The 16,525-nt window shown below is 58.6% G+C and carries 14 protein-coding genes; 5 read left to right on the top strand and 9 right to left on the bottom strand.

Translation table 11 applies throughout. From position 1 onward, the window contains the following. From GHO41_RS13960 to paaF, 3 genes are all read right to left on the bottom strand, one after another. Positions 1-1,025: 3-hydroxyacyl-CoA dehydrogenase NAD-binding domain-containing protein (locus GHO41_RS13960; RefSeq protein WP_153433885.1), on the bottom strand; the 1,025-nt coding region annotated here is incomplete at its 3' end. Between the two features lie 2 nt (positions 1,026-1,027). After that, positions 1,028-1,819 carry a 2-(1,2-epoxy-1,2-dihydrophenyl)acetyl-CoA isomerase PaaG gene (gene paaG / locus GHO41_RS13955; protein ID WP_048372756.1) on the bottom strand — a complete coding sequence of 264 codons (792 nt, stop codon included), beginning with the start codon at positions 1,817-1,819 and terminating at the stop codon, positions 1,028-1,030. Positions 1,820-1,859: 40 nt separating this feature from the next. Then, the gene (gene paaF / locus GHO41_RS13950; RefSeq protein ID WP_153391057.1) at positions 1,860-2,633 is read right to left on the bottom strand and encodes a 2,3-dehydroadipyl-CoA hydratase PaaF; all 774 of its coding nucleotides are present in this window, start codon (positions 2,631-2,633) and stop codon (positions 1,860-1,862) included. Positions 2,634-3,003: 370 nt separating this feature from the next. Between paaF and paaY the strand changes: the two genes are divergently transcribed. The 3 genes from paaY to feaR all read left to right on the top strand — a co-directional run bounded on the left by paaY (position 3,004) and on the right by feaR (position 5,577). Continuing rightward, a complete protein-coding gene (gene paaY / locus GHO41_RS13945; protein ID WP_153433884.1) occupies positions 3,004-3,600 on the top strand; it encodes a phenylacetic acid degradation protein PaaY in 597 nt (198 codons plus the stop codon). 55 nt (positions 3,601-3,655) lie between these two features. After that, a complete protein-coding gene (gene paaX / locus GHO41_RS13940; RefSeq protein ID WP_153332071.1) occupies positions 3,656-4,579 on the top strand; it encodes a phenylacetic acid degradation operon negative regulatory protein PaaX in 924 nt (307 codons plus the stop codon). 83 nt (positions 4,580-4,662) lie between these two features. Next, a complete protein-coding gene (feaR, locus tag GHO41_RS13935; protein ID WP_153433883.1) occupies positions 4,663-5,577 on the top strand; it encodes a transcriptional regulator FeaR in 915 nt (304 codons plus the stop codon). A 49-nt stretch (positions 5,578-5,626) separates the two neighbouring features. Here feaR and tynA read toward each other — a convergent pair whose 3' ends face one another. Beyond that, on the bottom strand, positions 5,627-7,915 hold the full coding sequence (gene tynA, locus GHO41_RS13930; RefSeq protein ID WP_153433882.1) for a primary-amine oxidase: 2,289 nt from the start codon (positions 7,913-7,915) through the stop codon (positions 5,627-5,629). A 292-nt stretch (positions 7,916-8,207) separates the two neighbouring features. Here tynA and GHO41_RS13925 point away from each other — a divergent pair, with 292 nt between their 5' ends. Further along, a complete protein-coding gene (locus GHO41_RS13925; protein WP_153433881.1) occupies positions 8,208-9,698 on the top strand; it encodes an aldehyde dehydrogenase family protein in 1,491 nt (496 codons plus the stop codon). 28 nt (positions 9,699-9,726) lie between these two features. Here the strand turns inward: GHO41_RS13925 and GHO41_RS13920 are convergent, their stop codons facing one another. Genes GHO41_RS13920 through GHO41_RS13910 form a run of 3 tightly spaced genes read right to left on the bottom strand, consistent with a single transcriptional unit; the run spans position 9,727 to position 12,611 of the window. Continuing rightward, on the bottom strand, positions 9,727-10,644 hold the full coding sequence (locus GHO41_RS13920; protein WP_053225502.1) for a DMT family transporter: 918 nt from the start codon (positions 10,642-10,644) through the stop codon (positions 9,727-9,729). Positions 10,645-10,646: 2 nt separating this feature from the next. Further along, positions 10,647-11,606 carry a 2OG-Fe(II) oxygenase gene (locus tag GHO41_RS13915; RefSeq protein WP_153433880.1) on the bottom strand — a complete coding sequence of 320 codons (960 nt, stop codon included), beginning with the start codon at positions 11,604-11,606 and terminating at the stop codon, positions 10,647-10,649. 24 nt (positions 11,607-11,630) lie between these two features. Further along, positions 11,631-12,611, bottom strand: a complete 981-nt coding sequence (locus tag GHO41_RS13910; RefSeq protein WP_048372774.1) for a hypothetical protein — start codon at positions 12,609-12,611, stop codon at positions 11,631-11,633. 161 nt (positions 12,612-12,772) lie between these two features. On the opposite strand from GHO41_RS13910, the gene GHO41_RS13905 reads away from it, so the two are divergent. Beyond that, the gene (locus GHO41_RS13905; protein ID WP_153433879.1) at positions 12,773-13,621 is read left to right on the top strand and encodes a LysR substrate-binding domain-containing protein; all 849 of its coding nucleotides are present in this window, start codon (positions 12,773-12,775) and stop codon (positions 13,619-13,621) included. Here GHO41_RS13905 and GHO41_RS13900 read toward each other — a convergent pair. Beyond that, positions 13,615-15,105 carry a M81 family metallopeptidase gene (locus GHO41_RS13900; RefSeq protein WP_153433878.1) on the bottom strand — a complete coding sequence of 497 codons (1,491 nt, stop codon included), beginning with the start codon at positions 15,103-15,105 and terminating at the stop codon, positions 13,615-13,617. The genes GHO41_RS13905 and GHO41_RS13900 overlap by 7 nt on opposite strands. Before the next feature lie 29 nt (positions 15,106-15,134). Next, positions 15,135-16,439, bottom strand: a complete 1,305-nt coding sequence (locus GHO41_RS13895) for an MFS transporter (RefSeq protein ID WP_153433877.1) — start codon at positions 16,437-16,439, stop codon at positions 15,135-15,137. Between the last annotated feature and the right edge of the window lie 86 nt (positions 16,440-16,525).

The raw sequence follows: 16,525 nt of genomic DNA, 5'->3' as shown, positions 1-16,525 counted from the left end.
ACCCGCAGCAGGCCGCCCCCGTCACGGCTGATGACCTTCACGCCGTTGCCTTGCAAACGGCTCAGCAGCGGTTGCGCAGCGCCCAGATCGCCTTCGACCACGCAGGTTTGCGCAGCTGGAGCATCCGGCAGGGTGCTGGGGCCGGGGCGTTTGGCCTGCTCGCTGTAGCAGTAGAAACCCTGGCCGCTTTTGCGCCCCAAGCGGCCTGCGTCGACCAGCGCTTTTTGCGCCAGTGATGGCTGAAAGCGCGGGTCGCAGTAATAGGCGTCGAACACCGAGCAGGTGACTGCGTAGTTGACGTCATGGCCGATCAGATCGGTCAATTCGAACGCACCCATGGCGAAGCCACCGGCCTCACGTAGCAGCGCATCGAGCGTCGGGCAATCGGCTGCGCCTTCTTGCAGCAGGCGCAGGCTTTCGGCGTAAAACGGCCGGGCGACACGGTTAACAATAAAGCCGGGCGTGGAGCGCGTGTGCACCGGTTTTTTGCCCCAGGCCTTGACGGTGTCGTACAAGCAGTCGGCGAGCGCCGGGTCGCTGGCCACGCCACACACCACTTCCACCAGCGGCATGACCGGCGCCGGGTTGAAAAAATGCAGGCCGAGCAGGCGTTGCGGGTGCTTGAGTGGCGCGGCGATGGCGGTGATCGACAGTGACGAGGTGTTACTGGCGAACACGCACTGCGCACTGCACACGCTCTCCAGCTGCACAAACAGCGCGCGCTTGGCCTCGAGGTTCTCGGCAATGGCTTCGATGACCAATGCGCAGTCAGCCAGCGCTTGTGCGCTTTCGACCGGGTGCAGGCGGGCGAGGGTGGCATCTCGGACTTCGGCGGCGAGCTTGCCGTTTTCGACGCGTTTGCCCAGTTGCCGATCGATGTTGTCAATGGCCTGGGCAGCAGCGCCCGCACGGTTGTCCAGTAACAGCACCTGATGGCCGGCCTGCGCTGCGACCTGGGCGATCCCGGCGCCCATGGCCCCGGCGCCAATCACGCCGATGCGGGCAGTGAGGTTGAGTGCGCTCATGGCTAGCACCCCTTGAAACGCGGGCTGCGTTTTTCCATGAAGGCGCTGACGCCTTCACGGTAATCGTCGCTGCGCCCGGCCAGGCGTTGCAGGTCTTTTTCCAGCTCCAATTGTTCATCGAAAGTGTTGCTCAGGCTGGCATTGAGGCTACGCTTGATCAGTGCCAGGCCGTAGGTCGGTTGCGTGGCCAGGTGGCGGGCGAGGATCAGGGCTTCGTTGCGCAGTTCAGCATCGTCTACACAGCGGTAAATCAGGCCCCATTGTTCCGCTTGTTCGGCGCTCAGTTTATTGCCCAGCAGGGCCAGGGCCTTGGCCCGGGCCATGCCGACCAGACGAGGTAAGGTCCAGGTGCCGCCGGAATCCGGGATCAGGCCGATTTTGCAGAAGGCTTGGATAAAGCTGGCCGAGCGCGCCGCCAGCACCAGGTCGCAGGCCAGCGGGATATTGGCCCCGGCCCCGGCCGCCACGCCATTTACGGCGCAAATCACCGGCATGGGCAGGTCGCGCAGTTGGCGGATCAACGGATTGTAGAATTTCTCGATGGACAGCCCCAGGTCCGGCACTTCGCTGCCGGGCGCCACATTGCGGTCGCTGAGGTCTTGCCCGGCGCAAAAGCCGCGGCCTTCACCGGTCAGCAGCAATACCCGTACTTCGGGGTTTTGCCGCACCTGTTTCAGGGCTTCCTTGACCTCGCCGTGCATCTGCGTGTTGAAGCTGTTGAGCTGCTCGGGGCGGTTGAGGCTGAGCAGCGCAACGCCGGCCTCAATGGAAAACACAATGTGTTCGAAAGTCATGGTCTTGATGCTCGCTTGAGAAGTCGTTCGAGTGCGCGGTTTATTCGCCGGTGAAGGCCGGTCGGCGCTTTTCCTGAAAGGCGCGGATGCCTTCGTCGCGGTCACGGGTGCCGGCCAGCAGGGTGAAAGCATGGCGCTCCAGGCGCAGGCCGCTGGCAAGGTCAGTGTCCATTGCCTTGAGCAGCGCCTCTTTGGCCAGACGCACGGCCAGCGGCGCCTTGGTGGCGATGCTGTGGGCGATGTGCAGGGCGCGTTCAACAGTGAATTCGGGTTGGGTCACTTCACTCACCAATCCTGAACGCAGGGCCTGGCGGGCGTTGATCGGCTCGCCCGTGAGGACCATTTGCATGGCCATCGACTTGCCCACGGCGCGCAGCAGACGCTGGGTGCCACCCGCGCCGGGCATGATCCCCAGGTTGATTTCCGGCTGGCCGAAGCGTGCGTCTTCACCCGCGATGATGATGTCGGCATGCATTGCCAGCTCGCAGCCACCGCCCAGGGCAAACCCGTTAACCGCTGCAATCAACGGCTTGCTGAAACGAGTGAGGGTCTGCCAGGACGCCTGGCGCGGGTCGTCGAGGATGCCGACCAGATTGCGTTCGGCCATTTCGTTGATATCGGCGCCTGCGGCAAAGGCCTTGGCGCTGCCGGTGATGACCACCGCGTGGGTGTTGTGGTCGCTTTGCGCAGCGTTCAGTTCGTCGGCCAGTTCGCCAAGCAATTGGGTGGTCAGGGCGTTCAAGGCTTGCGGGCGCTGCAAGGTAATCAAACGCACGCCGGGCTCGATGAACTCGACGGCAAGGGTTAGTGGCATGGCGGATGCCCTCACGGTGCACGCTCGGCGGTCAGCCGGCTCATTATTGGATCGGCCTGAGGGGCCGGTTTTGCCCAAGTATAGCTTTGACGTGATACACAAATGCAACGATAAAATTAATTTAACGTGTCTTATTCTGTTGGTTTGAGTTTTTGTGTAGCGCTTTTTAATGAGGGTTTATGACCTGAGAGCCGCGATTTTATGCGCTTTAAAGGCGTTATATGGCCGATTTTACGGGGTTGCTGGTGAGAGGTTTTTAAGTGATACGCTTTTTTGTAAATTGTGATTACAAAAGTGATGTGATACAAAATGCCCGAACATTGGCATCGCTTTGCGAATACGCCAGGCACTGAGTCAAAAGGAAGCGTTCATGACCTGTTACAGCCTCGATGGCCTGACCCCGGTGGTCGATCCCACCGCCTATGTCCACCCTTCAGCGGTGCTGATCGGCGATGTGATCATTGGCCCGCATTGCTACGTGGGCCCGCTGGCGAGTTTGCGCGGTGATTTCGGGCGGATCGTGCTCGAAGAGGGCGCCAATCTTCAGGACACCTGCGTCATGCATGGTTTTCCGGACAGCGACACAGTCGTGGAGCGCAACGGCCACATCGGCCATGGCGCGGTTTTGCACGGCTGTCGGGTGGGCGCTGATGCGCTGGTGGGGATGAATGCCGTGGTGATGGACCATGCGCGCATCGGTGAGCGCTCATTTGTGTCGGCGGCGGCGTTCGTTAAAGCCGGTTTCGAGTGCCCGCCGCAGTCATTGGTCATGGGCACACCGGCCAGCGTCAAACGCATCCTCAGTGATGAAGAAGTGGCCTGGAAACGCACCGGTACCCTTGAATATCAGCGCCTGGCCCAGCGTTGCCTGACGCAGATGCAAGAATGCGAGCCGCTTGGCGAGCCGGAGCCCGACCGGCCGCGTATCAGCGACAGCGGTTTGCGCCCCAAGCGCAGCGCCCAGTGAACTCTGGCGCCGAATTTTTCGGTATATTCCTTTCTTTTTTCAGCCCGGTACGTCCATGTCGTCCCTGACCCCCTTGAATCAACTGATTACGCGCTTTCAGGAGCAAACGCCGATTCGCGCCAGTTCCCTGATCATCACCTTGTACGGGGACGCCATTGAGCCCCATGGCGGAACGGTCTGGTTGGGGAGTTTGATTCAACTGCTCGAGCCTGTCGGGATCAATGAACGGCTGATCCGCACGTCGATCTTCCGCCTGACCAAGGAAGGCTGGCTGAGCGCCGAAAAAGTCGGCCGACGCAGTTACTACAGCCTCACCGGTGCCGGGCGTCGGCGTTTCGACAAGGCGTTCAAGCGGGTCTACAGCTCGACCGTTCCGGCCTGGGATGGCTCGTGGTGCCTGGTGATGCTCACGCAACTGGCCCAGGACAAGCGCAAACAAGTGCGCGAAGAGCTGGAGTGGCAAGGTTTTGGTGCAATTTCTCCGGTGCTGCTGGCCTGTCCACGCAGTGATCGTGCCGACGTTAACGCGACCTTGGCCGATCTCGATGCCCAGGAAGACACCATTGTCTTCGAGACCACCGCGCAGGATGTAATGGCCTCCAAGGCCTTGCGTCTGCAGGTCCGCGAAAGCTGGAATATCGAGGAACTGGCGACCCATTACAGCGAATTCATCAAATTGTTCCGACCGCTCTGGCAAGCCCTGCGCGAGCAGGACAATTTGCTGCCGTCAGACTGCTTCCTGGCACGTCTTCTGCTAGTGCATGAGTACCGTAAATTGCTGCTGCGTGACCCGCAGTTGCCAGACGAACTGCTGCCCGGCGACTGGGAGGGCCGGGCTGCACGACAGCTGTGCCGAAATATCTACCGTTTGATCTTCGCCAAGGCGGAGGAGTGGTTGAACAGTGCGCTGGAAACGGCCGATGGGCCGTTGCCGGATGTCGGAGAGAGTTTCTATCGGCGTTTTGGCGGACTTAAGTAGGCCGCCATCATCCCAGGAGAGTCGCTGTTCGTTTTAGCGTGGATCAACGTAGATAAAAACAATAAACCTGCGTGAGGCCTCACATGAATTCTTCAATTGCACAGCGCCGTGACGGGTTCGATCAATGGATCCATCAGGTCAACCGCATCTGCGGCGCCTTCAGCGCGCAAACCTTGGGCGATGAGTTTTCCGGTCACATCCGTGAATACCAGAGCGGTGCACTCAAACTCAGCTTTGTCGATGCTTGTCAGGCCCGGCTGTACCGCACGCCAAAGGAAGTCGCAGCGAGCGAAGGCGGCAAGTACTTTGCGGTGTTCCAGCTTGACGGCAGCGCCTGCATGGCACAGGGCGACAACCGGGTGTCGCTGTGCGCCGGTGACATCACCTTGATCGATGCCTCCCAGCCCAGCGATTTTACTTACCACGAAAACTCCCGCCAGTTGTCATTGATCTTGCCGCATCGGCTGATCGAGCAGTCCTTGCGTTTTACCCCGGTCAAATGCGGCCACCTGATCGGCGCCAAGTCACCCATTGCCACGTTGTCGCACCACTTGATACTGGACGCTGCGCGCCAGACCAACTTGAGCCAGCAGGAAAGCGAAGCGACCCTGGATGCCGTGATCAGCCTGCTGCGCCCGGCCATCAGCCAGAGTGAAGGCGTCGACGATGTGCATGAGCGTATTTTTCGCAAGACCCTCGGCTATATCGATGAGCATATTCGCTCGGAAGACCTCTGCCCCGAACTTCTGGCGCGGGAGGTGGGGGTATCGATGCGCGGGTTGTACCGGATGTTTGCCCGCAAGGGCCTGGTGGTTGCGCGCTATATCAAAAATCGCCGCCTTGACCTGTGTGCCGAATCCCTTCGTCAGTCGCGTACCGAACAGAAGTTGTCGGCACTGGGCTACTCGTGGGGGTTTTCCGATTTGAGCTACTTCTCTACCGCGTTCAAGTCGCGCTTTGGTATTTCGCCAGGTGAATACCGCAAGCAGTACGCCTGATACAACAATGCCCCCGTCACTACGGTGACAGGGGCATGGCTTGTACAGGTTATTTTGCCGCGTTGAGGTTCAGCGTCGGAGTCTCATCGAAGAAGTTCCACGGTTTCAACAGCACGTGTACCCACTCGGTCGGCATGATCGGCCATTCCTCGGCCCTGGCGATGTGGGTTGTACCGGTGGTGAGCCACACCACATTGTCGGTGTTGTCGATGGACTGGTTGTCATGGGTGAACTGCCCCAGCCCGGTGTCGGTTTGCGAGCGATTCGGGTATTTGCCTTCCGGGTACTTTTCGTCCGGGTTGTAGCGCGTCACCCAGAGTTGTTTGTCCATGAAGCTCAAGCGGTGGTAGAGCCATTCGTCCTTGGCGAAGTTGGCGCCCTTGGCCACCGGGTGAGTGCCACCGGCATACGGGATCAGTTGGTAGGACACGGGGTTACCGACTTTGTTTTCCTTATTAAGGTTGCTCAGCAGGCGCACGGTCGACGGGTCGAATTTTTGTGCCGCTTGCTGTTCGGTGCTGACCACCCGCTGTTCAGTCTGCATGGTGCTGGTGCGTGGTCCGCCACGGTCGTTTGGCGCGATGACCGGGTTTATTTCGACCAGTGAGTTGTTTTCCCCGTCAATGTCCATGTCCAGGCGAAAGTTATAGATGTGCTGGTGGGTGGTGCCGACGATGTTGTGGTCGATCAGGGTGCCGTAGCGAGTGTCTTCCTTGGCGGTTGCTTCATGCATGGTTTTACTTTTTACGCCCTTGACCGCTTCGATGCCCGTGGCGCCTACGTCGATGCCAATGGTGCCGTTCTGCTGCAAGACCCAGTCGAAGATGTAGTCGTAGTTGCCCACGGTGCTGATCCAGCGGATCACCAATTCACGCCGCTCGGCGCTCAGGTTGGGCTGGCCCATTTCCTGATGTTTGTACTCTGGACCGGCGTAGCGTTCGAACACAGCGAGGGCGTGAGGGATGGTGGTGGGTGCACCGGTGTAATCAGCAATGGTTGCATCCAGCAGCACGGCATTTTGCGGAGCGTCTTTACCACGGGCTATCGGCGAGGTGAGTGTGCCCATGCCGTAGTCGCCCGAATCCAGATACGCCTTGAAGTACCAGCCTGCGTCCGGGTCCCCGTACGGCACGATCATGCCGCCCAGGTTGCCCTCGTACATGATTTTGCGTTTATTGCCCTTGTCGTCATAAGTGACGGTAGACAGGATCGGCCCGACCCGTGAGTCAAGACGCACGTGCAAGTCCCAGTTCTGCCAATGAATGCTGTTGCCGGTAATGGTGTAGTTCTTGCCCTCCGGCTCGATGATCTCCAGCGGCTTTAGCGCGACGCTCTTGCGATCGCGACCATCGTAGGGGGTGGCTTTTATGGGGACCGGAATCACTCCTCCATCCTCGACCTTGATGAGTTTTTTTTGCTCCAGGTCGACCACCGCGACCAGCCCTTCGATCGGATGGGCCCAGTAGTTGCCGTCACCAACATCGAGGTAGCTGACGATTTTCAGCAGGCGCTTGTCTTGGGTCAGACCGTCCTTGCCGTCGAAATAGCCCACGGTGAGTGGTGTCGTCACCACTTTTTTAATGTCAGTGATGCCACGTTTGGCCAGCGCCTGGGCGTACTCGGGGCTGGTATCGATCACGGATTGCACGGTGGCAAAGTCGTCCAGCAGGACCATGCCGTGAGCGCCTTCAATGGGCTTCCACGACAACAGGGTTTTGCTGTCCAGATCGACCTGGCCTTCAATCACGTGCTTTCCGTCCAGCACCACGATATTGGCCTGACGCGGCTGCGCAGGTTTTTGCCCGGTGTAGATGAAATTCCACACCTGGTCCTTGGGCGGGGTATGCACCGAGATTTCGGTGAAACGCAAACCCGGTTTGTAGTGCCCGGATGTCTTGATGATCTCGACCGCAGTGTTGATCTCATCCGCGCTCAGCGGGTTGAGCGGGCTGGGGCGGGTTTCGATGACAAATGTTTTGTCCAGACCGGACTGGAACACCTGGTTGATAAAGTCTTTGGACATGAACGCCGTCTTGCCCTTGAACACCACTGGCACCGTCAACTCCATGCGCTTGCCGTTGAGCACGGCGACTTTGCTGTCGGGTTTCACCTTGAGGTAGGCGCCGTCCTTGGCAATCACGAACACATCGGCGTAATCGTCCCATTTGACGGTGGCGCCAAACGCTTCAAGGGTTGACTGCAGCGGCACCATTTCGGCGGCGCCGCCATGGGCGTGGGCGTTGGACTGCAAACCGGGCAGGCCTAAGGTACCCAGGGCAATGGCCAGTGCGAGTCGGGCCAGGGGCGTTCGTTTGAGCAAAGCGGCGGGCGAAAGCATTTCTGATTTCCTTGAGGTAAACCGAGGACAGTGTCAGGCAGCACTTTGCTACAGCGCGTGGAGGGATGCTTTTGGATTCTCGCCAAAATCCTTGTGCTGCGTGCCTGAATTGTCAGGCCGCCTTATTCGCAACCGTTGTTCAGCCTGCGATCCAGGTTGCGCAACGTTTGGCAAATCAGCCAATACAACTGGCACGCAGGGAAAACCCGGCTTGGCGTCGAGCATCGACAATCGCGTCAACCTTGCCGGTCACAGTGAACGGCTTGCAACTCAATTGAAAGAAAGGTGCTTTATGAGCAACGTTGAAATCCTGCCACAGGTTGCCGCATTCCTCGATCGTCGCCATGGCTGCTTTATTGACGGCCAATGGGTATTGGCAGAAGGGCAAGCCATTGCAGTGCTCAACCCGGCGACCGGTCAAATGCTGTGCGAAACCCTGGATGCACCGCCGCACCTGGTTGAACAGGCCGTACAGTCGTCTCGCGCTGCTTTCAAGTCGGGTGTGTGGTCCGGTTTGCGTCCGGCCGATCGGGAACGGATCCTGCTGAATTTCACTCGCCTGGTTGAAGAGCACGCTGAAGAACTGGCGCAGCTTGAAACGCTGAGTCAGGGCAAATCGATCAATATGGCGCGGGCGCTGGACCTCAATGCCACCGTTGAATTCATGCGCTACATGTCCGGTTGGGCGACGAAAATTGAAGGCCAGACCTTTGATGTGTCGATTCCGCTTCCGCAGGGGGCGAAGTTCACCACGTTTACCAAGCGTGAACCGGTCGGTGTGGTGGTGGGTATCGTGCCGTGGAACTTCCCGCTGATGATCGCCGCCTGGAAACTGATGCCAGCGCTTGCCAGCGGTTGCACGGTGATCATCAAACCAGCGATGGAAACCCCGCTGACCGCCATGCGCCTGGCTGAACTGGCGGTTGAAGCGGGTATTCCGGCTGGCGTATTCAACGTGGTCACCGGCGGTGGCGCCTCAGTCGGCGGCAGGTTGACCAGCCACTCACTGGTGAGCAAGGTGTCGTTCACCGGCTCCACCCTTGTGGGCAAAAGTGTCGGCGTGGCCTGTATGGAGAACATGACCCGGTTTGCCCTGGAAATGGGCGGCAAGAACCCGATGATCATCCTGGCCGATGCTGACGTCGAAAAAGCCATCCAGGGCGCGATTCTGGGTGGTCTGTTGAACAATGGCCAGGTGTGTGCTGCGGCATCGCGCTTCTATGTGCACCGCTCGATTCACGATCGTTTTGTCGAGGGGCTGGCCGCTGCAGTCTCGGCGTTGCCGATGGGCGCGGGCATGAACTGCGATGCGGCGATCAATCCTTTGGTGTCGCGTAAACAGCAACAGAGCGTGCTCAAGCACATCGAACTGGCGCGCGAGCAAGGTGCGCGCGTGGTGTTGGGGGGTGAATCGCAGGAAGGTGAGGGGTTCTATGTGCAGCCGACCATCCTCGCAGACATTGACCACAGCATGGCGGTGGCCCGCGAGGAAGTGTTTGGTCCTGTGCTGGCTGTCATGCCGTTTGACGATGAGGACACCGCGATTGAACTGGCCAACGACAACCGCTATGGCCTGGCTGCCAGCCTCTGGACCAACGACCTGACCAAGGCGCTTAACCTGGTACCACGCATCGAAGCCGGCACCGTGTGGGTCAACGCCCATGTCCTGCTGGACCCGGCGATGCCATTTGGGGGTGTTAAACAATCGGGCATGGGGCGTGAATTTGGCCGCTCGGTGATCGAGGCGTGTACTGAGCTTAAATCGGTGTGCATTGCCCACTGATTGCTCGTCGCCCAGTTTGATTGCCTTCTCACGCTTCACTGCAAACGGCGCAGGCATGGCTGCGCCGCCGGGTAATCAGGACTCCAGTGGCCACCACCAAAATGCCCACGTAGGTGGTCCAGTGCAGGGCGTCGCCAAACATCAGGGCGGCCCACAGCAAGGTGACCGGCGGCTCCAGATAGACCAGCGCCGACACGCGAGTAGCGGACATTCGCTTGAGCAGGGTCCACAGGCTGAGGTAAGCAATAAACGTTGAGAACAGCGTCAACCAGCCGACGGCCACCCAGACATTGGCCTGGGTGGGCACCTGGAGGTCATTGAGTGCCAAACCGGCAGCAAACAGCAGGACCAGCGTGGTGGCCGATTGTAGAAACAGTGGCATTAGCTGGCCGTCCTTGCTGTGTCCGGTTGCCAATACCGATTGCTGGCGCTGATACAACGTGGCGATAGACAGGGTGATCGCCGCGATCAATGGCAGGGCATACAGACCAATGCCGATGTTGTTGTCGGACAGGGCATACTCGCCGCAGATCACGATGCCGACCCCGCTGAATCCGATCACCAGACCAAGCCATTCTTGCAAGCCGCTGCGCTCGTGGTTGCCCCGTGCTGCCAGGGCGGCGGTGATCAGTGGCTGCAGTGCGCAGATAATCGCCGCTATCCCGGCGGGCAGGCCGCCACGTATGGCGATATAGACACTGACCAGGTAAGCGAACTGAGACAGGAAGCCAATAATGGCGTTATAGCGCAACTGTGCCCGGGACAATGCCCACAGTCGCTGCCAGACAAACGGCAGCAAACACGCAGTGACCAGCAGGAACCGCCAGAACAGCAGGTTGATGGCGCCAGCATCTTCAGTGCCCAAGCGGGCGCCGATAAAGCCCGAACTCCAGGACAGGACGAAGACCGCTTGCAGTGAAAACAGATACAGCGTGCTGCGTGACATAGTCAACTCTCTGGATAGCGCAGTTCTTCGAAGGTAATGGGGGCGATACCGATACGTGCGAATTGTCTGGCGGCTGAGCGCTGTAAGGCCCAGCGCAGTTTTAACCAGTTGGGAATGGTCGCGGGGATGCCATCGTCTGAGGCGAGGTGCCAGAACTGGTTGGAATCTTGACGGGCGTAAGGGCAGTGGAAGGACAGCACCAACGACATGCGTCGGCCGGTGCTTACTGGCCGAACGCCATGAAACAATCGACTGCCATAAATGAATAGCGCATCACCGGGTTCGATCAGCGGGGCGGTTTCGAACGTACGGTGATTAAGGGCGTCGAAAGACTCGACAGTGCTGTTATGAAAGACGAATTCTCCGCCGGTGTAGTCGGACGAGCGCGTCAGCACAATGTTCAGCACATAGTTGGTGCCGTCGGTGTGCCACATACCGAGTTGCTGCTGTTCATGCTCAGGCTTGGGATAGAAATAATTGATCTGCGATCGGGCATTGAGCATGGGGTAGGGCACCAGGGGGACGCCCGCAATGCGCGAGATGGCTAACAGGAAGCGGCGACTGTTCATCATGGCGTTGATGAACGGCGATAGCGTGGTGACTGCGCGTGTGCGCCGGGAAATGATCCAGTCGCTGTTATCTGCACATTCTTCCAGACGCGTGCAGATGTCTTGAAGAATCGCCACGGCTTCGGGCGTGAACAACCGGTGTGCGCAAGCCACTGCGGTGATGGTTTCGGCCGGTATGTCGGGGTGCGGGCTCAAGGCGTAGCCCAGGTCGGCAAGTGTTCGCGCATCGCTGATCGTAAGGTTTGCCTGGCAGAGCAGGTCGTCACGCCAGAGCGCTTGCTCGTCGGCAGTGGGCGAGGCACTGCGCGAGCTTTTTCTCAACGTGGATTTCAGCGCCAGTTTTACTCGCCCGACGCCGCGCTCAAACAGGGGTAGCGGGTCTGTGTGATCCATGGTTCATGGCTCCCTGTGGTGTTGCTATTGGAGGTATTTGGCAATCTGATAGCGCACCGAGCCATCACCGCTGGCGAATTCATCCAGCACGCTGCAGTTGCAGTGTCGGGCTCTGATGCGACGGAACTGTTCTGGGGTGTATTTGAGGCAGATATTGGTCAGCAGGCAGCCTTGTTGGCGTCCCTTCTCAACGGGTTGCAGGGTGACGGCCACATGGATCAGCTCATCCAGCAGTTTGAATCTCACGAGGGTGACAGCATGCTCATCCAGCGGGATGAAGCCTTGCTGCATTGCAACGACCTGCGAAAACCTGATCATGTGCGGGTTGGCATAAAAAGCGTGGATGTTGCTTTGCAGCCCTTCTTCGTAGATCTGCATCTCCGAAATGATGTAAGTGGCGTCGCTCGCGAGGCTACGAATGAGTCGTCCGGTGGTCACCGGCAACTCGTTGCCTTCCTGAAAGCCAAGCAAGGTAATCAGGGTAATGTCCTGCTCATGATGCAGGTCGGCACGTTCAACGGTTCGATAGTCGGCGGCGATGTAATTGAAGCTTCCATGCTGTTCCACGATTGGAAACACCGCGTCACGCATTACGCTTTCTGAGGTCTGATTGATGTCGATGGCGGTATAGCGCAGGGAGGTGCAAGCCTCAGTGATCCGCCCCAGCAAGTGCGCGGTTTTGATCGGTTCAGGGCCTAATTCAACATAGTGCACATGGCGATTCTCGCTCATCAGGGCCAGACGCTCGGCAAGCGTGCCGAGAATGTCTTTGAGTGCGCCCTGGCCTTGGGCGTCGGCACACAGCCCATCCTCGGCCATACCTTGCTGATTCAAGGCGCACATGAGCTGAAATATTTGCAAGTTGAAGCGCGAAGGGTTGCCAGAACTGGCCAGGGGGGCGGTCAGGGTCGAGTACTTGGCGTGGTTCTCAACGGTCCATAGTCGGGTGTTCTTATAGCGTTCGGTGCGTATGAGGGCATCTACAACAAAGTCATTCAGGCTCATCGGTGTCACTCCATACGATGGTTTGAGTGGTCTTGTTTGCTCCGGTTGAGGTTGCGCGTGCAGTGGCTGGCATGTGTTGACCCACCATAGGAGTGGGTGTAAACCCTGTACAGTTGAATAAATCGAATCGCTGGTTCGACATAACGAAATCAGGTGACCTCATGGGCAGAGCCCTCGACATTGATGTGCTCAGAACCTTCCAGGCCGTGGCCAGGTTCAGGCGCTTCAAGGATGCGGCCGATTACGTCCATCGCAGCCCTTCGGCAGTGACAACGCAGATCCAGAAACTTGAGGCAAAGGTTGGGCATCAACTTTTGGTCCGCAACAATCAACTCGTTGAGTTGACGACTGCAGGGCGGCAACTGTTGGGCGAAACCACGCGTTTTTTGATGGCCCATGACCGGCTGTTGGCAACGTTGTCGCCACAACTGATGACGGGCAAGGTTCGTATGGGAGTCCCGGACGGTTATGCCGAGCAATTGATGGCGGACTTTTTACCGCTGTTCGTCGCGGGCAATCCGGCTCTGGAGCTTGAAGTGGTGGTCAAATCCAGTACTGAACTGCTCGACCTGTTTGCACGCAAACAACTGGACCTGACCATCGCTGTCAGTCATGAGCAACTGAGCCATGCTGAGCGGCTGCGTTCTACACAGCCGTGCTGGGCGGCGGCTGCTGGCTTCAAGTACGATCCAGATCAGCCTTTGCCCATTGCCCTGCAATTGAGTGGCTGCCCGTACCGGGAGTCAGCGCTGGCGATCTTGAAAGCCGGCGGGATCCGTTACCGGATCCTGCTGGAGAGTGCCAATTCCCATGCTGTATTGGCGTGTGTGAGAAGCGGTTTGGCGTTGGGCATTGTGGAGGCCCAGGGGGCGGCCGATGACGGTTCGCTGATTCTTCAGATGGCGTTGCCCGGCCTGCCTGAGCATCACGTTTATCTGCTGACGGATACGTCCCATCATGCGGCAGTGCATCTGCACGAAATGCTCAGGTCATCCTTTTTGATTCAGTGATGAAACGCAGGCCCGTTGGGCTTTAAGCGGATGCCTTCACGCAAGCTTGTCCATGGGATGTCCGCCGGGTCTGCGGTCATCGGACCGGGTGCTTTGGCCACCAGGATGTGCTCGGCGATGGGTTGGAAGTCGGCGCGAAAATGCACGGAGCTTTTGTTGACCAGCACGCTCATTTTTTCAGGGTCGATGCCGGCCAGCCGATATAGGGTACGGTCCAGCATCTGGCATTTGCTTGAGCTGACGGCAATGCTCACATCGTCGATTTTCAGACCCGCCACCGGGCCGACATCAACGTCCATGCCATTCATCATGGGGCCTTCGAAGCGGCAGCGGCCGTCAGACAGGTGGGTGACTTCAAAGCGGCCTTGTAATGGCTCATCCCCCGGCACGCCGGATTGCCCGCCCAGCGCGATGTCAATAAAACCACCCAGCCCGGCGGCAATCGCGGCCTTAACGGCCGCAGGGTCATAGATCAAACCGATGGCGGCGTTACGCGCCTGGTGCTTTAACAGGGCTTTGAGCATGCCCATGGTATTGCCGTCGCCACCTGCGCCGGGGTTGTCCTGGGTGTCTGCAATCACGATGGGGCGTTGGGCCGACGCTGCCAATGCCATGGCCTGGCGCACGGCATCGTCTGGAAGCAAAAGCGGCACTTCCCACTGATCTTCTTCTCTGACCAGCTTGTCATACAGGGCGCCGACGGCGGCTTGCAGCGCCTGCGGATCCAGCCCATAGCCCCAGATGACCGGCCCGCACTCTTCGAAATCGGCGGCCGGAAAGCCCGGGGTGAAGGACAGCGACAGGCTTTCTGATTCCAGGTGCTCCAGTTGCTGGTAAAGGCTGCGCGCGGGCTCCAGCAGGGTGCACATGCCATTGACCGGAATCAGGAAGGGCAGTCGCAGACTGGCGTGCTGCAGTTTCCCGCAACGCAGTCGCAGATCAAGCAGTTGCGCGGCTTTTATGCCGGTTTCAGCCATGTCCACGTGGGGATAGGTTCGAAAGGCAACCATGGCATCGGCCTGTTCGAGCATCAAATCGGTCACGTTGGCGTGCAGGTCCAGTGAGACTACGATCGGTATGTCCGGCCCAACCACGGCACGCAGCCGGCTCAGCAGTGTGCCTTCACCGTCATTGGTATGTTCGGCAACCATGGCGCCATGCAGGTCCAGATAGAGGCCGTCCAGTGTCTGGCTGGCAGCCGCCTGAATGATTTCGTTGCCAATGCGTTCGTAGGCCGCTTGGGTGACATGGGCTGACGGGCTGGCTCCGGCCCAGATCACTGGAACCACCTCATAGCCCAGTCGTTCGGCCTCAATCAGAAAGCCGCCTGCGGGGATGTTGACCTCGCGTAATTTGAGCACGTCCGCGCCCCTGACCATTTGCGGAAAACCTTCGCCTCTGACGAAGTTTTCGTATTCTGCTTTGGAGGGCGCGAAGGTATTGGTTTCATGCTGGAAACCAGCCACCAGGATTCGATAGGCCATGACAGTAAACACACCTTTTTATTATGGGTTTAAACGGTTTGGGTAGACGTTGTTCTTTGCTGAGCGTGTTCAGGTTTGTTCGCGGCCAGCAGTACGGCCCCCAGCAGCAGAATCACCGAGATGAACACCAGGCCCGAGTCAGAGTTGCCCGTGGCCGTTTTGACATAGCCCATCAGCGTCGGGCTGAGGAAACCACCGGTAAGCCCTATGGTGTTGATGACGGCAATGCCGCCTGCGGCCGCATCACCCTTTAAGTGCTGCGAAGGGATGGCCCAAAACACCGTGTAGGCGGACCACATCATGGTGGTGGCCAAGGTCAAGAACAGCAGTGATAACCCGAAGTGGGTCTTGTAGATCACCGACGCGGTCAGGCAGATCGCACCAATCAATGCCGGAAGGGCTGTGTGCCAGCGCCGTTCATAGAAACGGTCGGAGGTCCGGGCAAAGATCAACATGCCCGCCATAGCGCCTATATAAGGAATGGCCGAGTACCAGCCGATCTGCATGGTGTCGTGGATACCTGACTCTTTGATGATGGTCGGCAGCCAGAAACTCATGGCATAGATGCCGCAGATCAAGCAGAAATACCCCGCTGCCATCAGGTAAACCCGCGGGTCTTTCAATACCTCTTTGAACGAATGGTGATCGCCCCGACCTGTGCCGATGTGCGCCGCCAGTGCCTGTTTTTCAGGTTCACTCAACCAGGGCGCGGTGGCCGGTTTGTCACTCAGCACTTTCAGCGCAAGCACACCCAGCAGCACAGCGGGGATGGCTTCCAGAAAGAACATCCATTGCCAGCCGGACAAACCGTGTACGCCTTCGAACGCAGTCATCAGCCACACCGAGAGCGGCGCGCCAAAGATCCCGCCCAGCGGCGCTGCCAGCATGACGATTGCCAGCACTTGCCCCAGCCGTTCGCGGCCGTACCAATAGGTCAAATAGAACAACATGCCCGGCGCGAATCCGGCCTCAAACACCCCGAGGAAAAAGCGCAAGACGTAAAACGCCCGCTCCGTTTCGACGAACATCATGCAGGCCGATGTGGTGCCCCATAAGATCATCACTCGACTGAGGGTCTTGCGAGCGCCGATCTTGGGTAGCAGCAGATTGCTCGGCGTCTCGAACAAGGCGTAGCCGATAAAAAAGATACCGGCTCCCAGCCCATAAGCGGCATCGGACAAGTTCAGGTCGCTTTGCATTTGCAACTTGGCAAAGCCCACATTGACCCGGTCCAGATACGCCACGAAGTAACACACGAGCAAAAAAGGTAATAACCGCCAGTCAATCTTTCGATAGATGGCTGAAAGCTCACTCGCTGGCTTGCTGCTGTGCATACGGCTCTCCACGGGATCTTTTTATTGTTCGATCGATATTCAAGTGGAAACCTTGCGTGAGCAAGAGCAACTTTTTAATGCTAGCG

Source organism: Pseudomonas sp. FSL R10-0399, from assembly GCF_009600165.1.
GTDB lineage: Bacteria > Pseudomonadota > Gammaproteobacteria > Pseudomonadales > Pseudomonadaceae > Aquipseudomonas > Aquipseudomonas helleri.
This window is presented reverse-complemented; position numbering and strand designations above follow the sequence as displayed.

What these genes read in the sequence shown, in the direction of transcription:
- GHO41_RS13910 (WP_048372774.1), bottom strand. Translation starts at nt 12,611, where the DNA reads ATGAGCCTGAATGACTTTGTTGTAGATGCCCTCATACGCACCGAACGC.
- GHO41_RS13925 (WP_153433881.1), top strand. Translation starts at nt 8,208, where the DNA reads ATGAGCAACGTTGAAATCCTGCCACAGGTTGCCGCATTCCTCGATCGT.
- feaR (WP_153433883.1), top strand. Translation starts at nt 4,663, where the DNA reads ATGAATTCTTCAATTGCACAGCGCCGTGACGGGTTCGATCAATGGATC.
- tynA (WP_153433882.1), bottom strand. Translation starts at nt 7,915, where the DNA reads ATGCTTTCGCCCGCCGCTTTGCTCAAACGAACGCCCCTGGCCCGACTC.
- GHO41_RS13920 (WP_053225502.1), bottom strand. Translation starts at nt 10,644, where the DNA reads ATGTCACGCAGCACGCTGTATCTGTTTTCACTGCAAGCGGTCTTCGTC.
- GHO41_RS13895 (WP_153433877.1), bottom strand. Translation starts at nt 16,439, where the DNA reads ATGCACAGCAGCAAGCCAGCGAGTGAGCTTTCAGCCATCTATCGAAAG.
- paaG (WP_048372756.1), bottom strand. Translation starts at nt 1,819, where the DNA reads ATGACTTTCGAACACATTGTGTTTTCCATTGAGGCCGGCGTTGCGCTG.
- GHO41_RS13915 (WP_153433880.1), bottom strand. Translation starts at nt 11,606, where the DNA reads ATGGATCACACAGACCCGCTACCCCTGTTTGAGCGCGGCGTCGGGCGA.
- paaY (WP_153433884.1), top strand. Translation starts at nt 3,004, where the DNA reads ATGACCTGTTACAGCCTCGATGGCCTGACCCCGGTGGTCGATCCCACC.
- GHO41_RS13905 (WP_153433879.1), top strand. Translation starts at nt 12,773, where the DNA reads ATGGGCAGAGCCCTCGACATTGATGTGCTCAGAACCTTCCAGGCCGTG.
- GHO41_RS13900 (WP_153433878.1), bottom strand. Translation starts at nt 15,105, where the DNA reads ATGGCCTATCGAATCCTGGTGGCTGGTTTCCAGCATGAAACCAATACC.
- paaF (WP_153391057.1), bottom strand. Translation starts at nt 2,633, where the DNA reads ATGCCACTAACCCTTGCCGTCGAGTTCATCGAGCCCGGCGTGCGTTTG.
- paaX (WP_153332071.1), top strand. Translation starts at nt 3,656, where the DNA reads ATGTCGTCCCTGACCCCCTTGAATCAACTGATTACGCGCTTTCAGGAG.